This window comes from Kribbella sp. NPDC051620 (assembly GCF_044453825.1).
GTDB lineage: Bacteria > Actinomycetota > Actinomycetes > Propionibacteriales > Kribbellaceae > Kribbella.
Genome location: NZ_JBITDB010000004.1, coordinates 822,590 through 835,230 on the forward strand (window position 1 = coordinate 822,590; position 12,641 = coordinate 835,230).

12 protein-coding genes, 1 tRNA gene and 1 other RNA gene are annotated in these 12,641 nt (G+C 64.4%); 9 read left to right on the forward strand and 5 right to left on the reverse strand.

Annotated elements, in window-relative coordinates; all coding sequences use genetic code 11:
• Window positions 1–66 precede the first annotated feature (66 nt).
• Both ACIA12_RS22980 and ACIA12_RS22985 read left to right on the forward strand, forming a co-directional pair.
• On the forward strand, window positions 67–1,227 hold the full coding sequence (locus ACIA12_RS22980) for a helix-turn-helix domain-containing protein (protein ID WP_396369079.1): 1,161 nt from the start codon (window positions 67–69) through the stop codon (window positions 1,225–1,227).
• Between the two features lie 164 nt (window positions 1,228–1,391).
• On the forward strand, window positions 1,392–2,165 hold the full coding sequence (locus tag ACIA12_RS22985; RefSeq protein WP_396369080.1) for a DUF6602 domain-containing protein: 774 nt from the start codon (window positions 1,392–1,394) through the stop codon (window positions 2,163–2,165).
• Between the two features lie 32 nt (window positions 2,166–2,197).
• Here ACIA12_RS22985 and ACIA12_RS22990 read toward each other — a convergent pair whose 3' ends face one another.
• From ACIA12_RS22990 to ACIA12_RS23000, 3 genes are all read right to left on the reverse strand, one after another.
• Window positions 2,198–3,187: an LPO_1073/Vpar_1526 family protein gene (locus ACIA12_RS22990; RefSeq protein WP_396369081.1), complete on the reverse strand. Its 990-nt coding sequence runs from the start codon at window positions 3,185–3,187 to the stop codon at window positions 2,198–2,200.
• The gene (locus ACIA12_RS22995) at window positions 3,184–3,687 is read right to left on the reverse strand and encodes a GNAT family N-acetyltransferase (protein WP_396369082.1); all 504 of its coding nucleotides are present in this window, start codon (window positions 3,685–3,687) and stop codon (window positions 3,184–3,186) included. The genes ACIA12_RS22990 and ACIA12_RS22995 overlap by 4 nt, the downstream gene beginning before the upstream one ends.
• Before the next feature lie 376 nt (window positions 3,688–4,063).
• Window positions 4,064–4,151 (reverse strand) — tRNA-Ser (locus tag ACIA12_RS23000).
• Between the two features lie 78 nt (window positions 4,152–4,229).
• Here ACIA12_RS23000 and ACIA12_RS23005 point away from each other — a divergent pair.
• Window positions 4,230–4,862, forward strand: coding sequence for a CatB-related O-acetyltransferase (locus ACIA12_RS23005; protein ID WP_396369083.1), 633 nt, complete (start codon window positions 4,230–4,232; stop codon window positions 4,860–4,862).
• Window positions 4,859–5,842 carry a GNAT family N-acetyltransferase gene (locus ACIA12_RS23010; protein WP_396369084.1) on the forward strand — a complete coding sequence of 328 codons (984 nt, stop codon included), beginning with the start codon at window positions 4,859–4,861 and terminating at the stop codon, window positions 5,840–5,842. Before ACIA12_RS23005 ends, ACIA12_RS23010 begins: the two co-directional genes overlap by 4 nt.
• Here ACIA12_RS23010 and ACIA12_RS23015 read toward each other — a convergent pair.
• Window positions 5,819–6,637 carry a TIGR03620 family F420-dependent LLM class oxidoreductase gene (locus tag ACIA12_RS23015; protein ID WP_396369085.1) on the reverse strand — a complete coding sequence of 273 codons (819 nt, stop codon included), beginning with the start codon at window positions 6,635–6,637 and terminating at the stop codon, window positions 5,819–5,821. The two genes, ACIA12_RS23010 and ACIA12_RS23015, sit on opposite strands and share 24 nt — an antisense overlap.
• A gap of 89 nt (window positions 6,638–6,726) precedes the next feature.
• Between ACIA12_RS23015 and ffs the strand changes: the two genes are divergently transcribed.
• Together ffs and nadE are read left to right on the forward strand one after the other, a co-directional pair.
• Window positions 6,727–6,823: signal recognition particle sRNA small type (gene ffs, locus ACIA12_RS23020), an RNA gene on the forward strand.
• Between the two features lie 78 nt (window positions 6,824–6,901).
• On the forward strand, window positions 6,902–7,720 hold the full coding sequence (gene nadE / locus ACIA12_RS23025) for an ammonia-dependent NAD(+) synthetase (protein WP_396369086.1): 819 nt from the start codon (window positions 6,902–6,904) through the stop codon (window positions 7,718–7,720).
• Here the strand turns inward: nadE and ACIA12_RS23030 are convergent, their stop codons facing one another.
• Window positions 7,721–8,593, reverse strand: coding sequence for an alpha/beta fold hydrolase (locus tag ACIA12_RS23030; protein WP_396369087.1), 873 nt, complete (start codon window positions 8,591–8,593; stop codon window positions 7,721–7,723).
• A 55-nt stretch (window positions 8,594–8,648) separates the two neighbouring features.
• On the opposite strand from ACIA12_RS23030, the gene ACIA12_RS23035 reads away from it, so the two are divergent.
• From ACIA12_RS23035 to ACIA12_RS23045, 3 genes are all read left to right on the forward strand, one after another.
• Window positions 8,649–9,821, forward strand: a complete 1,173-nt coding sequence (locus tag ACIA12_RS23035) for an acyl-CoA dehydrogenase family protein (protein WP_396369088.1) — start codon at window positions 8,649–8,651, stop codon at window positions 9,819–9,821.
• A 29-nt stretch (window positions 9,822–9,850) separates the two neighbouring features.
• Window positions 9,851–10,939, forward strand: coding sequence for a Gfo/Idh/MocA family protein (locus tag ACIA12_RS23040; RefSeq protein ID WP_396369089.1), 1,089 nt, complete (start codon window positions 9,851–9,853; stop codon window positions 10,937–10,939).
• A gap of 74 nt (window positions 10,940–11,013) precedes the next feature.
• Complete coding sequence (locus ACIA12_RS23045) at window positions 11,014–12,639, forward strand: long-chain fatty acid--CoA ligase (RefSeq protein WP_396369090.1); 1,626 nt, start codon at window positions 11,014–11,016, stop codon at window positions 12,637–12,639.
• The last annotated feature ends 2 nt before the right edge of the window (window positions 12,640–12,641 follow it).

Consider the following 12,641-nt stretch of genomic DNA (forward strand, 5'->3'; position numbering starts at 1 on the left):
ACCAGTTCCCGCGTAGCCCTCGTGCTCAGGATGCAGGGATACAAACCCATGAGAGACACTGGATAGGTGACCTTCGGAGACCGGCTGAGGGAGTATCGGCAACACCGAGGTTGGTCCCTGGCCGACCTCAGCAAAGCCACGCACTATCACCGGTCGTACCTGTCGAATCTAGAGAACGGCAGGAAGGTCCCGAACGAGGATCTAGCCCGCGTCTGCGACGAGGTACTGCGAGCCAAAGGCGAGCTGATCGCCGCAGCTCGAGGTGACACCGTCTCCAAGCTCGACCAGACCCCATGGCAAACGGCGGAACTCATCCAGCGGATGCAGGCTAGCGATACCACGGCTGGCACCCTTGAAAGTCTGCACTCAACCGTCGAAGAGCTGTGTTGTCAGTACAACCACCGCGACGCCTTGGGTCTGCGTCAGGAGGCGCACAGCTGGCTTCAACATGTGGCAGGTCTGCTGCGTCGCCCGGTCGGTCTGAAGGCGCATGCGGACCTCTTGGTGGCCGGTGGGTGGCTTGCCCTGTTGGCTGGGTGCGTTGAGTACGACCTAGGGATGCGCACGGCTGCTGAGTCCACTCGGACCGCAGCTATGCAGCTCGGTCTAGAGGCCGGACACCCAGAGATCGCCGGTTGGGGCCACGAAATGACCGCCTGGTTCGCGCTCACCCAAGGCCGCTTCCGCCAGGCCGTCGACGCCGCTCAACGCGGCCAGGCCGTCGCCCAGCGCAGCAGCGTGCATGTCCAGCTCATCGCCCAGGAGGCCAAGGCCAAAGCGCGCCTTGGTGAGTCCGATCTACACGCGGTGCTTGAGAACGGCAAGGAGATCCTCAACCGCTTGCCCTATCCAGACCGCCCGGACAACCATTTCAAGATCGACCCGGCCAAGTGGGACTACTACGCCATGGACGTCCACCGCATCGCCGGAGACAACGACCTAGCCAGCCAATACGCGCGCACCGTCATCAACGACAACATCACGCCAGACGGCCACGAGCTAAGCCCCATGCGAGTCTCCGAGTGTCGCATCACCCTCGGCATCGTCGCAGGCCGCGAAGGCGACTTAGAGCAAGCCGTAGGCCTCGGCATATCTGGCCTCAAGGACGGCCGCCAAAGCAAAGTCCATCTGCAGATGATCGCCGGGGAGTTGGACCAGGAGCTCCGCCGACGCTTCCCCAGCGAAGGTCTCGTCACAGAATTTGAAGAGGCCCTACGCGGGATCTAGACCTGCGTAGGCTGGATAGCTTGGCCAAGAATTACGCGGCCGGTTCTCCGTGAGTGGCCTTGTGGGAGAATTTCAGGATGGCCTGCCTAGAGCCTGAGGCTCCCACCATGCTAAGTCATGTTCCGGCAGGTGACGTTCTGTGCTTCTAGCGCTATGTTTAGGGTGTGACCGGACTTACGGAACTTATGGCCCAAGCGGCGCAACATATGCGTGTCTCGTTGGAGGAGACGCGCATTGCGCTTTCGCATAGCCTTTCAAAGGGTGAAGCGCTAGAGGACGCCGTCCGGAAATTCCTTCGTAAGCATCTCCCGGATTCGATCGGAATCGCGAAGGGACAGCTTATTGATTCTAAAGGTGCTCACAGTCCGCAGTTAGATGTCATTCTTTATGATGCCGCCCGTACCCCGCTTCTCTTCTCCAGTGGCCAGGATGGAATCCAGCTTGTGCCGTCAGAAGGTGCCATTGCTGCTATCGAGGTGAAAACGCACCTCGGGCCAAGCGATGTAGAACAGCTTGTCAAGCACATGTCTGGCGTCAAATCTCTTGATAAGTCGGCCTATCATCCAGCTGGGCTTGTTAGCACCACCTACAATCTCTACGGAAAGACGCTGGATATAGCGCCAACGTGTTATTTTGCCCTCACATTGGAGTGCTCGAATCCAGGAGGGATTGCGGCGGCCCTGGCTGAACGTCAAGCAGAACTTCCGTTGGAGCGGAGAGTAGACAGTTTATGCAGCCTTGACGGCTATGCGCTGATGAATGCAAAAGGTGTGCCGCTGGAAAGTTTCGACGCGATACCGCGGCCTGACTCAATATTGTCTTCATATCCTACTGAGAATGCTCTATTGCTTTGGTACCTAGGAATTGTTTCCTATACCAGTCAGGTCCAGCACCGTCCTATTGACCTCCACAGGTATCTACCGCCAGGTCCTGTCTGAACAGTCTTCGCCGCTGTGGAGTTGTGGATGGGCTAGACGTCGTCGGGGATCCATACGGACAGCCGGTTCTCTGAACCGGAAATCCTCGCCCAGTTTGCGTAGGCTATGGCCAGCCCGACCGACGTTACGTTGATCCGAAGCATTTGAGTAGTGTTCCAACGGCGTATGAATTCCTCTGCGGCGGGGAGGTTGGAAATTAGAATGTCCTGCGCCTCCCCTTCGGACATGACGTTCGCTTCAAAAACATTCTGCAGCGTTTCGGCGCTGAGGTCATCAAGTCCGCACGTTGCTGCGATGTTCTTCACCTGAGTAGAGTCTTTAGCGGCTACCTGGAGAAGATCTGGAAAATTGGTGCATGGCTTGAATGGGGAGTCATACGGCCTTAGTGCAGGCGGAATAGCTTCCCGTTCAAGGCCCTTGGCGAACGCGCCCGGATAGACCCGGCCAGCCACATATCCAAAGCCGCGTCCAGATCCGTCCATGGAAACGCATCCCAAAAAGGCGAGGTGTTGATACTCTGAGATGTGCTCCGAAATATCGAAGAATGGCTTCATGTCGGCTGCCAGCCATTCGGCGTACTTGGCGACGCTGTCGATGTCTTCGAGCACCGTTCGGGTGACAAGCCAGCTTGCGGTTAGCGTGCTGACCTGCCTGCGGGTTAGACGACCTACCGTTTCGATTGCCTCATTGAGCACGAGCGCTTGAAGGCCACGCTGTTCCAGGGCGCATCGACCGACGAGTAGATCCACCAGCAGTCCGGCGGTAGTCTCGTCTCCTGATCGCGCGTATTCCTTCTCGGCTATGAGTAAGGAGTATTGGATGTCGGGATCCTTGACTGCGTCAAGCCGCGCATTCGGGTGCTGATCAATTCCTGCAATGAACATCTCAATGAATCTCTGGACGCGTACATCGACAATTTCCTGAGAGTGGCCTGAAAACTGGATCATGTTGTTGCGGGCAATGTTCAGGCCAATATTTGTTACTTCGCCCGCAGTGAGGCTCCCGTTGTCCTCGATAGTCATCGCTCGTCCGCCTGCGTTGATCTCTGGAATAGTGCGCCGCTCATTCGGCCGGGGATATTGCACGTTCGGACGTGTTCAAAGCCGTGAGCGATGTAGTACTCATGAAGCCTGGTGTTGGTGCTCCAGCAGTTCAGGCGTACCCACTGCTTATCGTCTCGGCGCGCCTGTTCGATCACCGCGTCAAGGAGGTTCGAGCCGTAGGCCTTGCCGTGTTCTATGACGAAGAAGCGGCTGATGTAGGTCTGTGGTTCGGCTAGTTCCTCGGGGGTCCAGAAGTCGGCTTCTTGGTCGATGATTGCCATCATGGCGACTACGCGGCCGTCGACTTCCCAGCCGACGAAAGGGAACTTGTCGAAGTCGTGGTCGATGTTGGCGTGGACCTTGGCCATGTCGAGGCCGCCTCGGTACTGGTCGGTGCCTTTGGTGGCTAGCCACTCGCCCGCCTGGTCGCGGACCTGGTGGACGAGCTGGCGGTGTGATTCGTCTAGTTGGATCGGCATTAGGCGTCCAGGTCGTAGGAGGCTTCTACGCGGTTGGCGCCATGCGGGTGAACATGTGCCCAGCCGGCCGCGCTTTGGCGTCGTAGCTTACTGAGATTCCCCCTGATGCGATGCGTTGGGCCGTGGTCTTGTCTTGCAAGCGGACGGCATTGGGTCCCGAGGTCAATGGGGTTTGCGCAGGTCAGTTCGGCTTGGTGCGCGGTGACGGTCATCGCGGTGCTAGAGACCGCTGGCGGGCGAAGGCAGCGTGGCGGCGCGACGGAGGAGCACCGCGGAGCTGGGGGGTGGGGAGCGGCGAGGTACGAGCCGCGTGGGCCTAGCTATCCCTGGATGCAGTAAGAGCCGGACGCTTGGGGCGTCCGGCCCTTCCCAAGAGTGGCGGAGGATACGAGATTCGAACTCGTGAGGGGTTGCCCCCAACACGCTTTCCAAGCGTGCGCCCTAGGCCTCTAGGCGAATCCTCCAGGCGCGAGGATACGCGAGGAACGGGTGGGGAGGAAAATCGGGGGGCTCAGGGGAGGTGGGGCGCCTAGGGTCGGGGTATGGATGGTGTGCCTGATCCGGGGGTTGTTTATCCGATGGTGGGGGTAGAGCGGGTGGTGCTGCTCTCGGGGGTGGTGGACTCGGACTTGGTGGAGGTGGGGGAGTACTCGTACTACGACGATCCGGTGCAGCCGGAGCGGTTTCTTGAGAAGAACGTGCTGTATCACTACGGGCCCGAGATGCTGCGGATCGGGAAGTACTGCGCTCTGGGTGAGGGGACGACGTTCGTGATGAACGGGGCCAATCATCGGATGGATGGGCCGTCGACGTTTCCGTTTCCGATCATGGGTGGGGGCTGGGCGGAGCACTTCGGGTTGATCACTGGGTTGCCGGGGCGTGGGGACACGGTGGTCGGGAATGACGTCTGGTTCGGGTACGGGGCGACGGTGATGCCGGGGGTGCGGATCGGGGACGGGGCGATCGTCGCGGCCAAGGCGGTCGCGGTTGACGACGTACCGGCGTACGGGATCGTCGGGGGCAACCCGGCCAAGTTGATTCGCAAGCGGTTCGAAGATGACGAGATCGCCAGATTGCTGGCGGTCGCCTGGTGGGATTGGGCGCCAGAGAAGGTCGGCCGCAATATCCCGGCGATCATGGCCGGCAGTATTGAGGAGTTGGAGGCTGCGGAGTGACGGTGCTGCGGGAGATCGCGGTGGGTGAGGTGGGTGCGGTTCAGGAGTTGATTGAGTCGGATCCGGGGTATGCCGAGCGGGTGACCGGGTATCCGCCGGGGGCGGCCGATGCGCAGAGTCTGTTGATGATGCGGCCTGACGGGCTACACGCTGAGCAGAAGAAGGTGCTCGGGGTGTGGGAGGGCGAGCAGCTCGTTGCGGTGGTCGATTTGTTGCGGGGGTATCCCGATGAGCACACGGCTTTCATTGGGCTGTTGGAGGTGCACGGGAGGCATCGGGGGCGGGGTGTGGGGGCAGCGGCGTACCGGGGCGTGGAGGAGTACGTCGGGCGCGAGTGGGGTGAGGTGCGGACGCTCAGGTTGGCTGTGGTGGATACGAATGCCCGGGAGGCACAGGGGTTCTGGGAGCGGCAGGGGTTTGAGCGGACCGGTGAGGTGAAGCCGTATCGGTACGACAAGGTCAAGAGTTTGGCCCGGTTGTATGAGAGGCAGTTGTGTTGGGGACATCCGCATCTGGAGGTCAGGGAGTCGGGGATCGCCGGGCGAGGATTGTTTGCCAAAGCATCAATAAAGGAAGGCGAAACTGTCTCTGTACTGGCTGGGCGGAGGGTGAACACGGCGGAGCTCAAGGTGCTGCTGGAGCGTCCGCCGGTGGATTCCATCACGCTGGATGATGACGAGCATCTGGTGTTGCCTGATGAGCCGCGGCCGGTCATTGCTTATGGCAACCACAGTTGTGATCCGAATACCTGGTGGGTCGACGCGGTCACCTTGGTGGCGCGGCGGGATATCCCTGCCGGGGAGGAGGTCACCAACGATTATGGGACTTGTACGGGGACTGAGTTCGAGATGACGTGCGGCTGCGGGTCGGCGCTGTGTCGTGGGGTGGTCACCGGGGAGGACTGGAGGCGTGAGGACCTCCAGGAGCGGTACGGGGACCACTGGGTGCCGGTGTTGTTACGTAAGCAGCGCGGGGGCTAGGGCTCGCCACTGGTCGATTGGCTGGGGGCCGGTGATGCCGGTGATGACGTCGATGGAGACGTGGTCGGCGCCGGCGGTGTGGTGTTCGTGGAGCTTGTCGGCGATCTGGGTGGGGGTGCCCCAGGCGGCGAGGGAGTCGACCAGGTGGTTGGGGAGATCCTTCAGGTCGGCGTCGGTGAAGCCTTGGCGTTTGAGTGAGGCGGCGTAGCCGGGGATCTGGGGGAAGAAGCTGATCGTGTCTCGGGCGATTGCGCGGGCGCGGTCCGGGTCGGTCTCGAGGACTACTAGGTGGGCGACGGTGAGCAGCTTGTCCGGGCCGAGGGTCTGCCGCGCTTCGGCGGTGTACTCGGGTGTGATCAGGAACGGGTACGCCCCGGCAGTGCGGTCAGCGGCCAGCTTGAGCATCCGCGGGCCGAGCGCCGCCAGCAGCCGATGCTCAGCCGGTACTACGTCCAGTTGGTCGAGGTAGTCGTTGAGCCGGGCCAGTGGGTGAGGTCCGTGAGCTCCGCCGAGCCCTACGGTGAACCGGCCCGGGGCGGCGGCCTCTAGGTCGGTGTACGCGGCAGTGACGTCGGCGGCCGAGTACTGGTCGATCGACAGGATGCCGGTGACGAACTTGATCGTCGAGGTCACCCTGATGAGGTCGGCGACGGTCTGGAGGCCGGGGAGCGGTCCGCCGGAGAGCCAGATGGCGGGGTAGCCGAGGTCCTCGGCGGCCCGCGCCGCGTCCAGGGAGTCAGCGCTGCTGGTCAGGCCGGTCGTGATCCCGAAGGGGCCGAAGTCGAGGGTCTTCATAACGATGGCAACCCAGCGGCAGCCGCTGGCATTCCGGCGTACCGGAGGGCCGGATTCTGAGGTGGGGGGCCTCATCCCGTACACTTCTGGCTGGTTCCCCGCGTGGCGGTATCTCGCCCAACTCCCCCAGGGCCGGAAGGCAGCAAGGGTAAGTGAGCTCTTCCGGGTGCGCGGGGAATCCTCATGTCCGACCCCTTCGCAGGCGCCACGGCAGGCCGCGAAATAGGCTGGGATCGAACGATCCACGCCTAACGAGGGAGTCCGATGAGCGAGCTCGACCGCCGGTACCTGCAGGAACTGATCATCGGCGAGCTCGGCGTGACGCCGTCCTTCGACGCCGGCATCGAGATCGAGCGCCGGGTCGCGTTCCTCGTCGACCAGCTCCGGACCTCGGGCGCCACGTCGTACGTGCTGGGCATCTCCGGCGGTGTCGACTCCAGTACTGCGGGCCGCCTCTGCCAGCTAGCCGTCGAGCGCGTGCGGGCGGAAGGCGGCCAGGCGAGCTTCATCGCCATGCGGCTGCCGTACGGGGTGCAGGCCGACGAGGACGACGCGCAGCGGGCGCTGGAATTCATCCGCCCGGACGAGACGCTCACGGTCGACATCAAGCCGGCCACGGACGCGATGGTCGAGTCGGTCCGGCACGCCGATCTGGGTGATCGCGAGGACTTCCACAGCGGCAACGTCAAGGCGCGGCAGCGGATGATCGCGCAGTACACCGTCGCCGGGGTGCGCGGCGGGCTGGTCGTCGGGACGGATCACGCGGCCGAGGCAGTGATGGGGTTCTTCACGAAGTACGGCGACGGTGCCTGCGACCTGACCCCGCTGGCGGGCCTCACGAAGCGCCGGGTGCGGGCGGTCGGGGAGAAGCTCGGCGCCTCCGTGGAGATCACCGGCAAGGTTCCGACCGCCGATCTCGAGACAGGCAATCCGGGTGTGCCGGACGAGCAGGTCCTTGGGGTGACGTACGACGAGATCGATGACTTCCTCGAGGGCAAGCAGATCGGCGACAAGGCCGCCGAGACGATCATCGGCTACCACCGACGCACCATCCACAAGCGCGCGGTCCCGATCGCGCCCTAGTTATCGCTCGAGCACGTACGAGGTCACCAATGCGGTGTAAGCGTCGGCTGCTTCGGCATGGACGAAGTGGCCGGCAGCCTCGAAGTAGCTGTAGCAGCCGTTGCGGACGTCCTGCTGGAAGCGGGTGATCTCGGTCGGGCTGGTGACCGGGTCGTACCCGCCCTTGATCAGCAGGGCGGGCTGCGGCACCTGGCTGAGCAGCGGTAGCAGCGATTCGAGGAAGCCGGGCGACTGGATGATGCTCTCGGCGAATCGGCCTGCCCGGCTCTGGATCTCGTCGGGTAGCTCGTCGCCGGGCAGCTTCAGGTCCTTCGAGTCCGGACCGAGGTAGATCTCCATCCGGCGGTCGCCGAGGCGGTGCATCGCGCTGATCCGCTGTTGCCAGTGCTGGACGGTCATCGGGCCACTTGCCTCGAGCAGCTCGGCCACGCCTTGGTCCTGGCCGAGTTCACGCAACAGGGGCAGGGCTGCCTCGACCAGGTTTCGGGTGACGGGGTCCATGTCCCAGGCCGGGTTCTCGAAGATCACCCGCTCGACGATCGCGGGATGCTGGACGGCGTACCGGAGCGCCGGCCGGCCGCCGAACGAGTGGCCGAGGATCGACCACCTGTCGATGCCGAGTGCTTCCCGTACCGCCTCGAAGTCCGCGACCAGGTCGTGCTCGGTGACCTCGCCTTCGAGCGGATCGGAGTGCTGTACGCCGCGCTGGTCGACGGCGATAAGGCGAAGACTCCTCGACAGCGCGTCGCCCTGGAAGGAGAGGAAGTCGTAGGTTCCGGAGCCGGGGCCGCCGTGCAGGAAGAGGAGCGCCGGGGCGTTCGAGGGGCCGCGCTGGTCGACGTACAGGTTGGTACCGCGAATCTCCATCAGCATGTGAGCGAGCGTAGAACCGCCTACGGTGGTTGGAAACCCATTCGATGGAGGGCAGATGGTCGACTTCTCGCTCAGTGAGGAACAGCGGGCGATCCGCGAGACGACGCGGGAGTTCGTCCGCCGGGAGCTGATGCCGCTGGAGAACGAGGTGCTCAAGCGGGAGCGGGAAGGTCTGCCGGGAATCGAGCCGGACGTCGTCAGGGCGCTCCGGCTGAAGGCGAAGTCGTTCGGGTTCTGGGGGTTGAGCACACCCGAGGAGTACGGCGGGATGGATCTGTCGGCGGTCGACCAGGCCCTCATCACGAGCGAGCTCGGGCGTACTTTCGTGCCGTTCTCGTTCGGCGGCGAGGCCGACAACATCCTCTTCGAAAGCAATGAGGAACAGCGCAAGGAGTACCTGCTGCCGACGATCTCGGGGGAGCGGAGGTCGTGTTTCGCGATCACCGAGCCGGGGGCCGGCTCCGACACCCGGGCGATCCGGACCACCGCCCGGCGCGATGGTGACGAGTGGGTGATCCGGGGTGAGAAGACCTTCATCACCGGCGGCAACGAGGCGGACTTCGCGATCGTCATCGCGGTCACCGACGCCGAGAAGGGCTCGAAGGGTGGCTTCACCGCCTTCCTGGTCGACCGGGACCGTGGCTGGACCTCCGACCCGATCGTCACGATGGGCCAGGCGGTGCCGGCGACCTTGAGCTTCGACGATGTACGGGTCCCTGCCGACCACATCCTCGGCGAAGTGGGGCAGGGCTACGAGTTGGCGATGCGGTGGATCATGAAGGGCCGCTTCATCATCCCGGCCCGTGGGATCGGAGCTTGTGAACGCTTGCTGCAGTTGGCGATCGAGCACTCCACCACGCGTGAGACGTTCGGGAACCCGATCGGGGACAACCAGGCGATCCAGTGGATGATCGCGGACTCCGAGGTCGAGCTGGAGGCGGCGCGCTGGCTCGTCCTGTACGCCGCTTGGTCGGTCGATCAGGGGCGGCCGCCGCAACATGACAGTGCGATCGCCAAGCTCTACGGGACCAATACCGTCAACCGGGTCGCTGACCGGGTGCTGCAGATCCATGGCGGGATGGGGTACACGAAGGAGCTGCCGATCGAGCGCTGGTTCCGCGAGGTGCGGCTGTGGCGCATCTTCGAGGGCACCGACGAGATGCAGCGGCTGATCATCTCCCGCGATCTGCTCCGCGGCTACCGCAAGCCGGGAGCCCACTTCAACTGAGCCGTGCCCGTCCCGGCGAGACTAGGGGTATGTCAGAGCAGCCGGGGCGGTACGGGGTCGTTGGTAGCGGGTGGCGGAGCGAGTTCTTCCTCCGGTTGGCGGAGTTGATGCCCTCGCGGTTCGCGGTGAGTGGGGTGGTCACCCGGACGGCCGAGCGGGGGCAGGAGGTCGAGCGGCGGTGGCGCGTACCGGCGTACCGGTCGGTGGGCTCGTTGCTCGCGGAGGGGCGGCCGGACTTCGTCGTCGTGTCCGTGCCGTGGGAGGTCGCGCCGGGGGTGACGGCTGAGTTGGTTGCGGAGGGCATCCCGGTACTGACCGAGACGCCACCGGCGCCGGATGTGGAGGGGCTGCGGCGGCTCTGGTCGTCTGTGGGCGGCAGTGGGTTGGTGCAGGTGGCCGAGCAGAACCCCTTCCTGCCCTTGCATGCGGCGCAGATGTCCCTGGTACGGAGCGGTGGGCTCGGGGAGGTCTCGTCTGTGCAGCTGTCGTCGACACACCTGTACCACGCGGTGTCGGTGATTCGGCTGCTGCTCGGGGTCGGGATGGAGCCGGCGACGGTTGCGGCGCGGCAGTTCGAGGCGCCGCTGGTCGATCCGATGACGCGTGCCGGCTGGACGGGCGCAGAAGTGGCGCGTCCGGCTGTCACCACCTTGGCGACGCTGGATTTCGGCGGTCGGGTCGGGGTGTACGACTTCACCGACAACCAATGGCACAACCCCTTGCGCAGCAGCCGGATCGTCATTCGTGGGAGTCATGGTGAGCTGGTCGACGATCGGGTGGTGCGGCTCGTCGATCCGGTGACCGCTGTCGAGTCGCAGCTGGTTCGGCGGCAGACGGGGCTTGGTTCGAATCTGGAGGGGTTCGCCCTCGACCATCTCAGCCTCGACGGGTCGGTGGTCTACCGGAATCCGTTTCCCGGCGTCCGGCTGGCTGACGAAGAGATCGCGATCGGGTCGTTGCTGGCGGGGATGACGGATTGGTGCCGGGGTGCGGGGGAGCCGCCGTATCCGCTGGCGTCGGCGAGTCAGGACCATCTGATCGCGCTGGCGATCTCCGAGTCGGTTCGTTCGGGTGAGGCGGTGAAAACCGCTTCGGAGGCCTGGTCGGAGGCGCGGTGAGTTCCTTCTCAGTGCAGTTGCAGGTCAGTGCGAGGTCATGGTCAACCTGACATCGGGACTGGCACAGTGTGTCCATGAAGGGTCTGATGCAGGATTCCCAGCTGTCCCTGGACACGATCTTCCGCCGCGCGGAGCAGTTCTTCCCGGACAAGACCGTCTACACCGGCGGCCCCGCACCCACCAGTACTACGTACGCGGAGTGGGCAGCGCGGACGCGGCGACTCGGCGGCGTCTTCGACACCCTGGGCATCAGCTCGGACGGCCGGGTCGGCACCTTCGCCTGGAACTCCGGCCGCCACCTCGAGCTGTACTTCGCGGCGCCCTGCACCGGGCGGGTGCTGCACACGCTCAACATCAGGCTCTTCCCGGACCAAGTCGTCTACATCGCGAATCACGCCGAGGACGAGGTGGTCTTCGTCGACCGGTCGTTGCTCGGGCTGTTCCTGCCGTTGCTCGACCGGCTGCCGCTGCTCCGGCACATCGTGGTGATGGACGACCTGCCGGCCGGCGCTCCGAGCGTCGAGCTGCCGGACGACGACCGCTTCCACGACTACGAGGAGCTGCTCGCCGCCGCTGAGCCGGTCGAGTTCCACGTCGAGGACGAGAACCAGGCCGCCGCGATGTGCTACACGAGCGGGACGACCGGCAACCCCAAGGGCGTCGTGTACTCGCACCGCTCGACCTGGCTGCACTCGATCGGCGTGCTCACCAACGCCGCCATCGGACTGCACGAGACCGACACCGTGCTGCCGGTGGTGCCGATGTTCCATGCCAACGCCTGGGGGCTGGCGCATGCGGCGCCGATGGCCGGCGCGAGCCTGGTCTTCCCGGGCCCGGACATGTCTCCGCAAGGCATCCTCAAGCTGCTGAAGGAGCAAGACGTCACGGTCGCCGCGGGTGTGCCGACGATCTGGCAAGGGCTGTTGCCGTTGCTGGACGGCGTGGAGCTGCCCAAGCTCCGGCGGATCCCGTGTGGCGGCTCGGCCGTGCCGCTCGCGTTGTCCGAGGCTTTCCGGAGCAAGCTCGGCAAGCCGATCCTGCAGGCCTGGGGCATGACCGAGACCAGCCCGGTCGCGACGGCGTCCCACATCCCCATGCGCGACCAAGACCTGCCCGAGGAGGAGAAGGCCAAGCTCCGCGCCCGGCAAGGACTGCCGCTGCCAGGGGTCGAGGTCCGGATCGTCGAGCCCGGGTCCATCACCCCGCTGCCCTGGGACGACGAGGCGACGGGTGAGCTACAGGTCCGCGGGCCGTGGATCGCGGCGGAGTACTACCGGCCTGATGCAGGGGTCGAGCTCAACACCGAGGACGGCTGGATGAAGACGGGCGACGTCGCCGCCATCGATCAGTACGGCTCAGTGCGACTCGTCGACCGGACCAAGGACCTGGTGAAGTCCGGTGGCGAGTGGATCAGCTCGGTCGAGCTGGAGAACCTGCTGATGGCTCACCCCGCGATCAGGGAGGCGGCGGTCATCGGCGTACCGCATCCGAAGTGGGATGAGCGGCCGCTGGCGTGCGTAGTACTGCAAGAAGGCGCGACCGCAACCTCCGAAGAGATCCTCGCGTACCTGGAGCCGCTGGTCGCCAAGTGGTGGCTGCCCGATGCGGTCGAGTTCATCGACGAGGTCCCGAAAACCAGCGTCGGCAAGTTCTCCAAAAAAGACCTCCGGACCCGCTTCGCCGACTATCACCTCGACTGAGC